Source organism: Paenarthrobacter sp. GQ52, from assembly GCF_059759005.1.
The window spans coordinates 116,598-130,529 of the sequence record NZ_JCAXEJ010000011.1; the positions used below are offsets into that span (position 1 = coordinate 116,598).

A 13,932-nucleotide genomic window follows, 5' to 3' on the forward strand; every position below is an offset into this window, starting at 1 on the left:
ATGATTGATTTCCCGCCGGAGCTGGAAGTGCAGCTCACAAGGAACCCTGTGATTGCTTCGGTGTTCGGGGCGAACTCGATACCGGGGTTTGTCACGTCCGACTGCAGAATCTGCATTCTGGCGCACTTGGAACTGCACGAGCTTGATGGTGCCCTCAAGGTGTTGGATCGGGCGGGCAAATTCACTTTCGTCAACATGGATGCCTGCGCGGGCCTCGGGCAGGACAAGGGTGCTCTTGAATACCTGAGGAAGATCGGTACCCGCGGCGTGGTGAGCACCCGGACTGCAATGATCCAGCGGGCGAACTCCATGGGCATGGTGACCATGCAGAAGGTATTCGTGACGGACCGATCCAACCTGCCCCGGAGCACGGTGGCCATAGAACAGAGCAAACCGCATCTGGTGCAGCTCATGCCATGGCCGGTTGTGTCCCATCTGTCCGCAGGTGAGTTGAAGGGCTTATCTCCGTTTGTTGCCGCCGGTTTTGTGGCGACGGCGGCCGATGTTGCCCAGGCGCTCAAGGAAGGTGCCAAGGGCATATCCACGAGTGCCGCTGAGTTGTGGGACCTCGCCGTCCGATAAGCGGAATCTACTAAGAAAAAGAGGAATGTGAGCATGTCCGGAACCTATTTTCAGGTGATCGCGCATTACCACGTCAGGGACGGTGAAGAGGGTGCCGTGGCTGGCTTCCTCAGTGAGCTTGCCTTGGCCAGCAGAACTGAGCCAGCCAACCTGTCCTACGACTATTTCCAAGGTGTCGAGAACCCGGGTCACTTCGTGATCCTTGAGCGTTATAAAGACGAGGCAGGGTTTGCCGCGCACCGGGAGTCAGTCCATTTCCAGGACATTGGCTTCCAGCAGATCATCCCGAGGTTGGAACGCCGGCGCGTGGAAAGCTATGAAGGGGCGGACGTTGCTTAGCGCGGTCCTTCATCGTGCTGGGGCCACCCGCCCTTACGCCAACAGCCACCCCTTGGATCTTGAGGACTTGCCGGTGCCGGATCCTCGTCCCGGCGAAGTTCTGATCAAGATCGAGCGCGCCAGCTTGTGCCACTCTGACCTGTCGGTGGTTGACGGATCCCGGGAAAGGCCGCTGCCCATGGCGCTCGGGCACGAGGCCGCGGGCATCGTGGTTGATACTGGCGCCGGCGTGGATGACCTCGTGCCGGGTGACCGTGTGGTTGTGGTGTTCGTGCCAAGCTGCGGAAGGTGCCGTTCCTGCGCGGCCGGCCGTCCGGCGTTATGCCACCGGGCCGCAGAAGCCAACGGGCTCGGGGACTTGCTGCACGGTGAGGCCGCGCTGAAAACCGTTGACGGCAGGCGGATCAACCATCATCTGGGGGTTTCTGCCTTTTCCGAGTACGCCGTCGTTGCCCGTGAATCCTTGGTAGCCATAGACAATGATGTTCCGTGGGATGTTGCCGCGATGTTTGGCTGCGCAGCGCTGACGGGGATCGGTGCGGTGCTGAACACCGGGGACCTCCACCCGGGGCAGTCGATAATCGTGTTCGGTTTGGGGGCCGTGGGCCTGATGGCAGTCATGGCAGCCGCTCAGGTGCCCGGTACCACTGTTATCGCCATCGACCCACTTGAGGAAAAGCAGCAGCTGGCATTGCAATGCGGTGCGGGGTTTGCCGGTCCGCCGGAATCAGCTGCAGCGCTTGTCGCGGAGCATGCCGGGCAGGGCATTGATATGGCCGTCGAGGCCGTCGGCAGCGCAAAGGTTATGGAGTCCTGCCTTGGCCTCCTGGACCGTGGTGGCGCCCTTGTATCCGTGGGGCTGCCACACCCGGACCAGCAACTAAACGTCCAAGCGCTGCAGTTTGCCGGCAGGGGTATCCGGCTTTTGGGCTCCTACATGGGGGACTCCGTGCCTGCCCGGGACATTCCCGCCTACCTGCAACTCTGGAGGGACGGAAAGCTACCGCTGGAACTACTGCACACCGACACCAAGCCGCTGGCGGAGATCAACGAAGGCCTCGATGCGCTTGCCGACGGGCGTGTGGTGCGAAGGCTTTTCGTAGCGTGACGACCTTGAGGGCCTGAGCCCGGTGCAATGTCGTGTTCAGGCCCTCTCGGCTGAGGATCCTATGTGGCCAGGCTGGTCTACGCGATGGCCCTGACGGTCGCCGGGGAAGTATTGCCCTGGGCGTCGACCGCGATGACTTCCGCTCGGAAACTCGAACCATCCCGCTTCACGGGCAGCGGTACGTCCAGGACGGATGGTGCCGGGACCACATCAAAGCGATTAGCGAGCTTGGTGTCAAGGACCGGGTCGTTGCTTCCGTCGCGTGTCACACGGATCCTGTAGTGGTGCACCATCTCGTCGTCAGCCGCCTGGTGGATGCGCAACGTTAGATTCCCATCCTCTCCGGCCACGGCCTCCAGGGGTTGACCCTGGGGCCACGTTGGGCCGGATGTGTTGCGGTTCGCGTCCGTGTAGGTGAACGTCTCAACGATCTTCTTGCTGTCCCCGCGGGTGCTTACTTCCCACGCCTCACCAGCGAGCGTGCCATCGGACAAGTACGGCGGCTGCCAGTTGGCAGACCATTTGCCGTCGGTGTAAATGTCATGGAGATCGGCGTTAAAATTGATGCGGTTGATGACTGTGCGGCCGGGGTAGACCTCGACGGCAACGGCCTGGGCTGTGGGGGTTTCAAAGCGGTTGGCCAGTTGACCCTCAGCCGTGAGCATTTGATAGCCGTGGTCGATCTCAATGTAGGACGAGCTGGAGTCATTCACTGCAGTGAATGACTTTTGGTGAATGGATCGAGGGTCGTTCAAGTTGAGGTGCGAGTGGCCGGAGAAGTAGATCGCTTGAGGGAAAGCTGAAAGGTCCTGGGTCAGTCGTGGATTGCTGGTCTGCTGACCATCCATAACGGTTCCCGGGGTGGGCCGGTGACCTTGGATGATGACCGGCAGGTCCCGGTATCCCGGGTCGGCAGTGATGCCAGTCAGTTGCTCCCGCAGCCATGCGCCCTGTTGGGTGGAATAGTTCTCCGTGTTGACGGTGATCATGGGAACTCCGTTGACTTCGGTGCGGTAGTAACCGCCACCGGAGTCCGGGAACCACTCCTTCGGGTACCCGGCGCGGAGTTCGGCCAGCGTTGCGTCATGGTTTCCGTACGACATAAAGACCTGGGTGTCGCCCATGCCCTTCCGCTCGAGATTCTCGGCGAAGATCCTCTGCACAATTTTGTGGTCCTGGCCGCGGCCGTTCCAATTGTCGTTGATCATGTCGCCGTTCGAAAGGATGGCGTCGGGGGTGCCAAGCACATTCTTGATGGTGTCGAAATAGGATGCCCAACGCTTTCGGTCGCCTTCGTAGTCGCCAACGTGTACATCGGACATGATCATGAATCGGGCTATGGGTTGTTCGCCGTTCCTGATGAGGTAGCCCTCGCTGGAGACAGATCCGAGCTGGCTGCCCTTGAAGGCTCGGGCCGTGAGATTCATGTCTTCTGTGATCTGGATCGGCTTGCCGGCAAAAGTGGGGCTGGCCTTCGTAGGGATGGTTCCGTCCGTCGTGTAACGGATAGTCTCTCCGGGGGCTGCGTTCAATCGGACCGAGACCGATTCTTCGTAACGTCCACCGTCGACGCTGAATGTCGGGGCCTCAGGCGGTTCGTGCGGCGATGCCACTGCAGGCTGGGCCATTGGCAGCAAAGCAACGGCCATGAGGGCAGACATTGCTGCGAAGCGAGTCACGGTAGAGGGGTTTTTAGGTTTGGCGGTGTCTACATCAGGCATTGATGCTCCGTAATCCGGTGCCGTGCGGGTGCGCGGCTATTGGTGGTTGTGGTCCCCTCAAGGATTTAGTGGATGGGTATATGCAGGCCCAACCGGTCATGAACAGCAATCATGCGTATGGGGAAAGTTGTATGTACAGGTTTTGTGCCTGTGAAGCGCGACTTGGGGCTACTTCTCTGTGGGATCGACCCCCTCCGCTGCGGGGTTGTCGATACTAGTCCCCATGCTCGTCAGTCAGATCGAGCAGTTTCGGAGAAGCTGCCCTGGCCGCCGAGACCTATCGTTGGGTTATCCGCAAGAAATCCAGCAGAGAAGAGGGGCCTGCCATGGCTGAGACCGGAACCAGTGACAAGACCAAGTCCTACGACGGCTTCACGGAAGAAGAGCGCGCCGCGATGAAGGAGCGCGCACAGGAACTCAAGAAGGCACCACGCAAGAAAGCATCCAAAGCCGACGGCGAGGCTGACGTTATGGCCAAGATCGCTGAGATGCCCGAGTCGGACAAGCTCATGGCCGAGCGCCTCCACGCAATCGTCAAGGAGCATGCCCCGGAGCTCACGCCCAAGACCTGGTACGGCATGCCGGCCTATGCCAGGGAGGGGAAGAACATTGTCTTCTTCCAGAGCTCACATAAGTTCAAGGCAAGGTACGCCACGCTGGGCTTTGAAGAGAATGCGAAGCTGGACGACGGAGCCATGTGGCCCACGTCCTTCGCCCTAACGGAAATCACGCCTGAGGTTGAGGCCAGGATTGTGGAACTCATCAAGAGGGCGCTGGGTTAGGGCAGCGCTCTTACGTCGGCTGGCTGTTGGCGGGCGGGAGATCCGGATTCATGGTTTCCAAGTCCGGGTCTTCCGCCGTCCAGACTTGAATGATGGCCCACGTGACGGCCGCAATGGGTACCGCCAGAACGGCACCGATGATTCCGGCGAGGATGGTGCCGGCCGTCAAGGCCATCAGGATGACCAGTGCGTGCAGTTCCAGGGACTTGCCCATGACGACCGGTTGAAGGAGGTCGCCTTCGAGCTGGTTGACGGCGATCACTACGATGATCACGATCAGTGCCACTATGGGGCCGTTGGCCACGAGTGCCACCAAGGCCGCCAAAATTCCGGCCACTGTGGCCCCGACCAAGGGGATGAACGCGCCGATGAACACGATGATGGCCAGAGGGATGGCAAGCGGAACCTGCAGGATGAGCAGTGCAGCGCCGATGGCCACCGTGTCCACCAACGCCACGATCGCCGTACCCCGGACGTAGCCACCCAGGACCTCCATGGTCCGCTTGCCGACGCGGCGAAGCTTGGCTTCGCGCGTTCCTTTGAAGGGGCGCAGGAAGAATTCCCAGATTTTGGCGCCGTCCTTGAGGAAGAAGAACAAAATGACAACCACAAGGCTGGCACCAGCCAGGAATTCGGTGACCACCGACAGCCCTGTCACTGCGCCGGACCGCACCTGGCTGCTCTGGGCAAACTCCACCACCGCTTCGCGGGCCTGGTTCATCTGCTCCCGGTCAATGGGAAAGGGGCCGGTCAGCAGGAAGTTCTCGAGTTCGTCCAGCCCTCGCGCTGCCTGACTGATCAGCTCGTCCCATTGACTGCGCACTGACAGCACGATGACAGTGATAACTCCGCCGAGCACTATCAACAGGCCCAGGAATGCGACGCCGGTGGCCAAGCCGCCGCGCCAGCCCCGACGTCGCAGCATGTTCACGAAGGGGCCGATGGCGGCGGCCAGGATCAACGCGATGAGTACCGGGATGACGAGCAGTCGAATTTGCAACAGCCCGAAGATTGCCACCACTGTCAGGGTAAGAACGAGCAGTATCTGGCTTGCCCGGATGGCCGTCCGGCCCAATGAGTCTTTCCAGAGATCGGGTTTGTATTGCCTGCGGACGGATACGGGCGCTGTTTGTTTGGACGACGTCATGATGGCTCCTGTTCGTTCGCATCGGTCAAACCGACGAGATCAAACATAAGCCTACTGAGTATTTCCTTGGCGTGGGAACGCGCCGCGTTGAAACGGCCCGGCTACTGAGTTGGATCCGGATGCGGCGGAACGGGGCCGGGATCAGGAACCGGAGACGGGCCCGGTGTGGGATTCGGGTCCGGAATAGGGCTCGGCGGGAACGGCGTAGTGGGATCCGGCGGTGGCGGGACGGGTCCGGGATCCGGGGGAAATGGCTCGGGCTCGTGAGTTGGAGGCAGTGTCACGATCTCTCCTTTGCGTATTCAGGGTATAGCTCCGGCAGGTACCAGCAGCCTACTCCCGGTTTCTCATCAGCCACAGTGCCCGCTTCATCACCAAGAGGATATGGTGGCCTACTTGTCCCGCTGGTGCGCCACCACCCGGATGGTTTTGACCGATGGGTCTGCTGGATCCGGAAGAACCATTCCCGCTGCAACGCCCGTCCGTAGGTAATCAACCACAGCCGCGTTGATCTTTTCGCCGGGCAGGATTGCCGGAACGCCTGGAGGATAGGGCGTAATTTGTTCCGCCGCGATACGACCAGCAGCCTCTTCGGCAGGCACGTTCTCCACGGGACCGAAAAAAGCATCCCGAGGGAGCACAACAGTTTCCATCTCCAAGTCTTCCGGTTCCGGTAGCTGGACCTTTGATGGTTCCGGCATCTGCGGTGCGGCATCGATGAGTTGCCGCAGGCCCGCCAACAAGCGCTCGCTGGTTTCTTCGTCGTCGGACTGGGACAGGGTTGCCTCGATGCGCCGGTGGTCATTGAGGCCGACATCGATTCGGCAGTTGGTGCGCAGCCAGTCCGCGGCCTGATATCCGCTGATACCCAGCTCACCCACATCTATCAGGACGTGCAGGGGATCAAAATCGTGGGATGCCTCATCCTTGATGAGTTCCGGCCCCAAGACGTGCAGTCCATCCATTGCATCAATGTCGCCTCGGACGCTCTCGGCAAGGGTCAGTGCCTTTTCCAGCAGACCCTGCCCTTCCTGAACCATTTGCCTGCGCCAAGCATCGATTGCCGCATAGATCATCACATTGGCACTGGTGGTGGAGAGCAAATCCGCGCACTGGCTCAGTCGTACCGGATCCACCAGGTCTCCCTGGAGGTGGTAGATGGACCCCTGCTCGAATCCCATGCCCATCTTATGGACACTGACCACGCAAATGTCGGCGCCGGCATCCATCGCCCACGTAGGTAGCCGATCGTGGAACGGTAAATGCGCGCCCCAGGCTTCATCGATGATCAGTGGCTTTCCACGGGAGTGGCAGATTTCAGCGATTTTTTGAATGTCAGCACATGTCCCGTAAGGAGTCGGGCTCGTGATGAGCGCTGCAGCGGCATCCGGATAGCGCTGCCACATCTTTTCCACCTCTTCAGGGGATGGCGGATGAGCGATGTGCAGGTCACGGTCCCACTGTGGACGGATCCAGCGCGGCTGCAGTCCGGACAGAATGATTCCGGCCACCACAGACTTGTGTGCGTCGCGCCCAATCAGCAGGTCGCCGTTGCCTTTGGTCACGGCGAGGATGGACGCCTTGACTGAGAGGGAACTGCCGCAGGTTGAAAAGAACGCCTTGTCGGCCCCCACAGCCTCGGCCATGAGTTCCTCGGCTTTGCTAAGGTATCCGCCCGAGGACTTGCGATCGTCCAAACCTGCAGTGGAAAGGACATCGGAACGGAAGGGGTCGGAGCCCATGATCTCCAAGGTCCGGGAATCGGCGCCGCGTCCCTGGCGGTGGCCAGGCGGGGTGAAGCCGTAGCGGTTGAGTCGGTGGTACTCGGCCAATGCATCCAATAGTGGGGCTTCACTTTGGTCCATGGTGTCCTCCATTCCTCGCGGTTGGGAAGTACATGCTTGGGGAAGTAAGTAAACTTGCAATCCATTCATCGAACTCTTCTTCTTCGTACCCCTCAAGCGGCGAGGTGAATCACAAAATGACGATTCAACGGCAACTACCGCAGACCACTGTGGATGCAATCGCCACAGCTGTGGACTCGAAGATGGCCGTGTGCATTGAGGTGCTTAGGGAATTGGTCAAAATCCCGGGAGTGGCATGGCCAGGCTTTGACCGGGAGCTGTTGGAACTGAGCGCTGCCCAGGTTCGTGAACTCTTCCTGAGAGCGGGCTTTCCAGATGCGCGCATCGTTCGTAGCTTGGGGGACGGAGGCGTCCCCGGTGCACCCGCCGTGTTGGCCAAGCGATCTGCGGCGCCGGGATTTCCCATGGTCTTGCTCTACGCCCATCATGATGTGCAACCGTCCGGTCCAAACGAAGCCTGGGCGACTCCGCCGTTTGAGCCAGTTGAGCGCGGTGGCCGCCTCTTCGGGCGTGGTGTAGCCGATGACAAGGCGGGCATCGTCATGCACCTCGCAGCCGTCCAAGCGGTGGACGCGGCACTCGGGTTGGGGCACGGCCTCGGCCTCAGCATTTTCATTGAGGGAGAGGAAGAAGCGGGATCGCCAACCCTGGCCGGGATGTTGGAGGACTACAGGAGTGAGCTCAGTGCAGAGGCGGCCATCGTGGCAGATTCGGGGAGTTGGAAGGTAGGGACGCCAGCTCTCACGGCCAGCCTGAGGGGCTTGGTGGACGGCATCATCCGGGTTCGAGTCCTTGATCATGCCCTGCATTCCGGAACCTATGGCGGCCCGGTGCTGGATGCGCTGACCGTGTTGGCGAAGCTCATGGCCAGCTTTCATGACGACGACGGAGCTGTGGCGGTAGAAGGGTTGGTTTCACGTTCCGGAAGCGGGCCGGATATGGATCAGGACGTCTTCAGGCGTGATGCAGGCGTTCTCACAGGGGTGGAACTGGCGGGCAGTGGGTCACTCACTTCCCGGCTGTGGACCAAGCCTGCGCTCTCCTTCGTAGGCCTGGATGCCCAACCGATAGCGACGGCGGGTAATGTTCTGCTGCCGGAAGCCTCCGTGAAGTTCAGTCTCCGGCTGCCTCCGGGCAGCGACCCCCACCAAGCGATGGAAGCAGTAAGGCGGCACGCAGCACGGCACACCCCTTTTGGTGCGGAAATGTCGTTCATTCCGGGAGCGCGGAGCAAACCCTTCACCGTTGCCTCCGATGATCCGATGGTCCAGGCAACCCTCTGGTCCTTGGAAACAGCCTGGGGCTCAGACGCCGTCACGATGGGCGTTGGCGGATCAATACCCTTTGCCGCGGCGCTCGCCGAACAGCAGCCCGACTGTTCCATCCTTATCACCGGGGCGGAAGACCCCGACTCCCGTGCCCACGGTGCCAACGAATCGGTCCACCTGGGCGAACTCAGGAACGCGATATTAGCGGAAGCGCTCTTTCTGGCGCAGTTGCAGTTCACCTCGCATCTTTCCTCCGGACCGTGAACCGGAGCGAGAAGGGGCTGAGGTTGGCGGGAAGATTTGTGTCAGGTCCCAGCCGTCCGGGATGGGTGAGCCGAATATCAGTTCGCTCAATGAACTGGGCGAGGACGGCACTGGTCAGCAGCAGGACGAGCTGGCGGCCAGGGCAACGGACTGGTCCTTCGCTAAAGGGGACCAGAGCCCAGTCCTTGCCCTTCTCAGGACGCTGGCCCTGTTCGACGCCTTGATTCAGCCACAACTCCGGTCGAAACCGATCGGCGTCGGGAAGTAGCTGGCTGTCCCTGTGGAAATACGGCGCAAAAACCAGGACGCCGCACTTAGTGGGCATGGTTCCCTCTGCCCACCTGACCTCCCGGGTGGTTTGGCGCAGGATCATGGGCGTTGTGGGCCAAAGCCGAAGCGATTCCAGGACACATGCCCTGAGGTAGGGCAGGTGTTTGCGCCCGGACGTAACCTCATCCAGCTCCTGCGTTGCCCTCCCAAGCTGGTCCCGGTGGGAGGCCAAAAGGGCGAGCGTGCGGAAGGTGGCCATCCCGGCCGGATCAAATGCGAAAAGCCATTGGGGGATCTGGTCCACGGGTGCGGCCGTTGCGGATGGATCATGATCCTTCAGAGTGTGCGCGAGGCTGCCGGGCTCGGCGGCCAGCATCCTTTCCCGAACTGCTGACAGGAAGGCTGTGCGTGTTCTGTTTCGCATAGGTTTTAGCGCAGACCAGTTGGCATCCTTGCGCAGGCGTGCCAGCTTGCGGGTTAGTTCGACGTCGTCCGCAGCGTCAGTACCGAAGACTACGCGCCGGACTATGCGCTCCCAGGCGGCGGAGAACCTTTCCCAATCGAGTTGCTCCTCCGTCGGAAGACCGGTCAAAAGCTGTTCTATCTCCTCCCGGATGACGGGGAGGAAGTGGTCCGCAAAGCGATGAACAGGGCTTTCCGTGTCCAGGGCTTGTTCCTGAAGTGCCCGCCGGACGGATCGTTCAGGGCCTGCGGAGATCAGCACATTCCGGGGTTCAAAGTGCGCCAAGGCTCCGCGTTTTTCACTGCTGGCAGGTGAGAAAGGTTCGGGGGAGTTCTCGAGGATCGTATGGACTTCGGAGGGTCTGAGGGCCACGGCTTGGTCCCGGAGCGGCAATCGGAGAAGTAGGGGCCCCTCGGGATACTTAAGCCGCAACTTCCGCATCCGCGAGATCGCCCTCCCGTCCAGCCGGAACCGTTCAGAGGCGGCTTCCATTCGCGGTCGGCGCTTGATGGGACCCTTTGCCACAGTTGGCAGGAAGACGTCGGCGAGGAAAGCCATAGTGTCCAGCACCGAAGCTTTCGGCAATGAGGCACGCTTACTCATGTCCTAAGCATACTTATTTTTTTCAAGCGATCCCTGACTTTCAAGGATCGACTGTAAAAATAGGTCATATGACCTAGAATGATTCCATGAACGACTTCCTCGAGCTCGATACAACTGGCCCCGTGCTGATCGCCGGCGGCTACGGCACCGTCGGAACAGCGCTAACCCGACTCGCAGCAGCCGAATGGCCCCTGCTGCTGACGGGGAGGAACCCTGATCGCGGCAGCCATTTGATCAGCAGCAACGTTCCCGGTGAGCAACAAAAAGTGACAGTGCAGAAGTGGGACCTCAAACAGGCGGAGCCGTTTGCCGCCAAGGTCCGGGCAGTCATCAGCACCGTCAATGACCCCGATGACAGGGTGCTCCGCGCTGCCGTCGGCGCCGGGATTCCGTATGTTGACGTCACCCGTTGGACCAGCCGCGTTACCCGGGCACTCACCCAGGCCACCCTCCTGCGGCCAACCGCTCCTGTACTGCTGAGTTCGGGTTGGATGGGCGGGGTCACCAACATCGTCGCATCAGCCTTGGCCCAGGATGCAGGCGGCGGGGACCGGATCGACGTCGCAATCCGTTACGACATCAACGATCAGGCAGGAGCCGATTCAGTGGACTTCATGGACCGGCTGGGACTGGACTATGAAGTACGCAAAGGCGGTCAGGCCGCCGTCGTACGCCCCCTGACTGACGCGCGCTGGGTGGACATTGCCGGGCACCGAACCAAGGTGGCGCGGCTCGACACACCTGAACAGTTCACGTTGCCACTGACTATCGGAGCGGGATCGGTGGCAACCCGGATTGGGTTCAGTTCCAATACATCCACGACGGCGTTGCTCGCCGCGCGTGCGGTGGGACTGTTCCGCTGGGGTAGCGGGGAACGGTGGGCGCCGCTGCGTCGCTCGTTGCTGTATTCGCCCGGCTCAGGCGGAACGGCACATATACGCATAGATGTGAAAGGTCCGGCCGGAACACGAACTGCGGTTATTTCCGATCCGCAAGGCCAGGCGCATTTGACCGCGCTGGGTGGGTTGCTGGGTCTGCACACAGTGCTTGCAGAGGGCGCGAGGGCCGGCGTTTCGTTCCCCGAATCCGCGCCGGATCCTGTGTCCCGGCTCGCGGAGCTTGAATCACACGGTGTGACAATATTGAGGTCATGACCGAAAGCAAGGGCGCCCTGCGAAAGGCGGCGCTCCTTGACGCTGCGGAAGAAGTTCTGGTCACCAAGGGCAATGCCAACGCGGCAATGCGGGACTTCGCCACAGCTGCCGGGGTACGGATCGGGCACTTGCAGCATTACTTCCCTACGCGGGCAGACCTGATCCGGGCGGTCCTTGAGCGAAGCCTGGAGAACTCATTGCAGCGGCTCGCGGAGGAGGCCGGGCTCGACCTTGGTGCAAGCTCGGTGGAAGGCCTGACCCGGGATGATTCGCGTCGGCTTCTGACGGCACTGCTGCACGAACACTCCGCCCTTGAGGACGTGAAGATGCACCTGGAGATCTGGGCCTTGGCCTCCGCGGATCAGCAGGCGGCGAATGCGTTGAGGAGTTTCTATGCGCAGTATGCGGCTCATGTGGGCGGCGTTGTGCGGCGGGGGAGGCCGGACTTACCGGAGCCGGAACTCCACGGTGTCGCTTCCGCGATCGTGAGCCTCTTCGAGGGGGCGGCTGTGACACGCTCGGACATCGCGGGCTTGCGAACTGAGCCCGCCGACGAAGCCATCATTCGCGCCGCACAATGGTTGATCCACGGACAGGAACCCGCCCAGTGACTCATCTTGTGCCCACTCCGGCCCAACTCCGCTGGCAGCAGCTGGAGTTCGGCGTCTTCATCCACTTTGGCATCAACACCTTTGCCGGCAAGGAGTGGAGCGACGGCACCGTTCCGGCGTCGGCCTTTAACCCGGCAGAACTCGACGCCGGCAGCTGGGTCCGCACGGCGAAAGAGGCAGGTGCGAGGTACCTGATCCTGACCGCCAAGCACCACGACGGATTCTGTCTTTGGCCGACGGCAACCACTGACTATTCAGTTACGTCCTCGCCGTGGCGCGCCGGAGAGGGGGACGTCGTCCGCGAAGTGGCGGACGCCTGTGCGGAGCAGGGGATCGGTCTGGGTCTCTACCTGTCCCCATGGGACCGGAACGCTGATTGTTATGGCGACCCCGCCGCCTACGACGATTTCTACGTCCAGCAACTCACGGAACTCTGCACGGGCTACGGTCCGCTCATGGAGTTGTGGTTCGACGGCGCAGGCTCGGTGGGTCGTGAGTATGACTGGGACCGGATCATCGCTGTAGTTAAGGAACACCAGCCCCACGCCATGATCTTCAACATGGGCCAGCCCACCATTCGCTGGGTAGGCAACGAGAACGGACTGGCGTCTGATCCCGTGGACTACGTTGTGGACCGCACATCCGACACCCAGTACACGGACTCCAGCTCCGGGCTGCATGCCGAACACTACTTGCCGCCGGAATGCGATGTCTCCATCCGTCGCGGCTGGTTCTGGCATCCGGACGACGAACCGAAATCCGTGGAGCACCTGCTCGCCATCTATTACCAATCCGTGGGAATGGGTGCGAACCTCCTCCTGAACCTGCCTCCAGATACCCGTGGACTCATTCCGGACGAGGATTCCGCGAGGCTCAAGGAGTGGAAGGCTGAACGGGATCGTCGTCTCTCCGGTGCTGTGGAAGCGTCGGTTGAAAATCACGACGGCGGAGCGACCCTGAGGTTTCCGGCTCCCGTCACGTTCAACCATCTGGAGCTGGTGGAGGACTTACGTTCCGGACAGCGAATTACCCGTCATGTGGTGTCCAATGATGGAGCCGACCTTCTGTACGCGATGACTGTGGGGAACCGGCGGATCCATCAGCTGCCGGCTATTACTGCATCGGAGTTGCAGGTGAAGGTATCGGGTGACGGCGGACGCCTGGTCTCCGCACGGGTTTATGGAGGCGCTTTGGAGGCTGGAGTCCCAGCCATCCCCGAAGGCTACGAAGCCCCAACGGACGCGCCGGAATAGTTCTCCGTTCCCTTCTGTACGCCGACCTGTACCCCCGAATTGCTGTGGTCGGTTGCCGGGAGCTAATAATGTCGGTGGCTGCTGCCAGAGTTAGGGCATGGAGCGGATTGGGGATAAGCAGGCGGGCGTAGGGGTGGCGGATGCGCTTGTTCCTGCCTCGTCTCGCGGCCTGACGTCTCGGGTCCCGACGCCGGCTAACGAGGCGCGCGCTGTCGGGCTGGCCAGTCCAGGCCTAGGCGACTCTAGCAAGCCCGGTACGGCCCCGGCGGGTCCTGTTCAGCCCGGCGCGGTTTCGGCCGGCGTGGTTGAGGCCGGCTCTGTGAGTGGGGACTTGATTGAGCAGTTGCGGGTTTTGGAGGAGATGAAGTCGGCTATCACGGCTTTGCAGGCGCGGGTTGCTGTGGCTTTTGATCTTGCCCAGCGTGCCGAGCAGGCCGAGGCGGGTGTTCCTGTTTCGGAGCGTGGCAGTGGGGTGGGTGCCCAGGTGGCGTTGGCGCGGCGA

The 13,932-nt window shown here is 61.3% G+C and carries 12 protein-coding genes and 1 pseudogene; 9 read left to right on the top strand and 4 right to left on the bottom strand.

Annotation, left to right across the window (positions count from 1 at the left end; all coding sequences use genetic code 11):
* The 3 genes from AC6CH8_RS15110 to AC6CH8_RS15120 are packed head-to-tail and all read left to right on the top strand — an operon-like array spanning window position 1 to window position 2,029.
* The gene (locus AC6CH8_RS15110) at window positions 1-582 is read left to right on the top strand and encodes a glycerol-3-phosphate responsive antiterminator (protein WP_091465122.1); all 582 of its coding nucleotides are present in this window, start codon (window positions 1-3) and stop codon (window positions 580-582) included.
* A gap of 33 nt (window positions 583-615) precedes the next feature.
* A complete protein-coding gene (locus AC6CH8_RS15115) occupies window positions 616-921 on the top strand; it encodes a putative quinol monooxygenase (protein WP_091465124.1) in 306 nt (101 codons plus the stop codon).
* Window positions 899-2,029, top strand: a complete 1,131-nt coding sequence (locus AC6CH8_RS15120; RefSeq protein WP_498191358.1) for an alcohol dehydrogenase catalytic domain-containing protein — start codon at window positions 899-901, stop codon at window positions 2,027-2,029. The genes AC6CH8_RS15115 and AC6CH8_RS15120 overlap by 23 nt, the downstream gene beginning before the upstream one ends.
* 77 nt (window positions 2,030-2,106) lie before the next feature.
* Here AC6CH8_RS15120 and AC6CH8_RS15125 read toward each other — a convergent pair whose 3' ends face one another.
* Window positions 2,107-3,750, bottom strand: coding sequence for a chitobiase/beta-hexosaminidase C-terminal domain-containing protein (locus AC6CH8_RS15125; RefSeq protein ID WP_498191359.1), 1,644 nt, complete (start codon window positions 3,748-3,750; stop codon window positions 2,107-2,109).
* Window positions 3,751-4,076: 326 nt separating this feature from the next.
* Between AC6CH8_RS15125 and AC6CH8_RS15130 the strand changes: the two genes are divergently transcribed.
* Window positions 4,077-4,532: an iron chaperone gene (locus AC6CH8_RS15130; RefSeq protein ID WP_498191360.1), complete on the top strand. Its 456-nt coding sequence runs from the start codon at window positions 4,077-4,079 to the stop codon at window positions 4,530-4,532.
* 10 nt (window positions 4,533-4,542) lie between these two features.
* On the opposite strand, the gene AC6CH8_RS15135 is transcribed toward AC6CH8_RS15130, so the two are convergent.
* On the bottom strand, window positions 4,543-5,679 hold the full coding sequence (locus AC6CH8_RS15135; protein ID WP_498191361.1) for an AI-2E family transporter: 1,137 nt from the start codon (window positions 5,677-5,679) through the stop codon (window positions 4,543-4,545).
* A 392-nt stretch (window positions 5,680-6,071) separates the two neighbouring features.
* Complete coding sequence (locus AC6CH8_RS15140) at window positions 6,072-7,544, bottom strand: aminotransferase class I/II-fold pyridoxal phosphate-dependent enzyme (protein WP_498191362.1); 1,473 nt, start codon at window positions 7,542-7,544, stop codon at window positions 6,072-6,074.
* Window positions 7,545-7,660: 116 nt separating this feature from the next.
* On the opposite strand from AC6CH8_RS15140, the gene AC6CH8_RS15145 reads away from it, so the two are divergent.
* Window positions 7,661-9,076: a M20/M25/M40 family metallo-hydrolase gene (locus AC6CH8_RS15145; RefSeq protein ID WP_498191363.1), complete on the top strand. Its 1,416-nt coding sequence runs from the start codon at window positions 7,661-7,663 to the stop codon at window positions 9,074-9,076.
* On the opposite strand, the gene AC6CH8_RS15150 is transcribed toward AC6CH8_RS15145, so the two are convergent.
* Window positions 9,048-10,412 (bottom strand): cytochrome P450, encoded by a 1,365-nt coding sequence (locus tag AC6CH8_RS15150; protein ID WP_498191364.1) that lies wholly within the window; start codon window positions 10,410-10,412, stop codon window positions 9,048-9,050. The two genes, AC6CH8_RS15145 and AC6CH8_RS15150, sit on opposite strands and share 29 nt — an antisense overlap.
* 86 nt (window positions 10,413-10,498) lie before the next feature.
* Here AC6CH8_RS15150 and AC6CH8_RS15155 point away from each other — a divergent pair, with 86 nt between their 5' ends.
* From AC6CH8_RS15155 to AC6CH8_RS15170, 4 genes and pseudogenes are all read left to right on the top strand, one after another.
* Window positions 10,499-11,566, top strand: coding sequence for a saccharopine dehydrogenase family protein (locus tag AC6CH8_RS15155; RefSeq protein ID WP_498191365.1), 1,068 nt, complete (start codon window positions 10,499-10,501; stop codon window positions 11,564-11,566).
* Entirely contained in the window at window positions 11,563-12,177 is a 615-nt protein-coding gene (locus AC6CH8_RS15160) for a TetR/AcrR family transcriptional regulator (protein WP_498191366.1), read from the top strand. The genes AC6CH8_RS15155 and AC6CH8_RS15160 overlap by 4 nt, the downstream gene beginning before the upstream one ends.
* Window positions 12,174-13,430, top strand: a complete 1,257-nt coding sequence (locus tag AC6CH8_RS15165) for an alpha-L-fucosidase (RefSeq protein WP_498191367.1) — start codon at window positions 12,174-12,176, stop codon at window positions 13,428-13,430. Before AC6CH8_RS15160 ends, AC6CH8_RS15165 begins: the two co-directional genes overlap by 4 nt.
* Before the next feature lie 97 nt (window positions 13,431-13,527).
* Window positions 13,528-13,932: pseudogene (locus AC6CH8_RS15170) on the top strand (hypothetical protein); the annotation flags it as partial.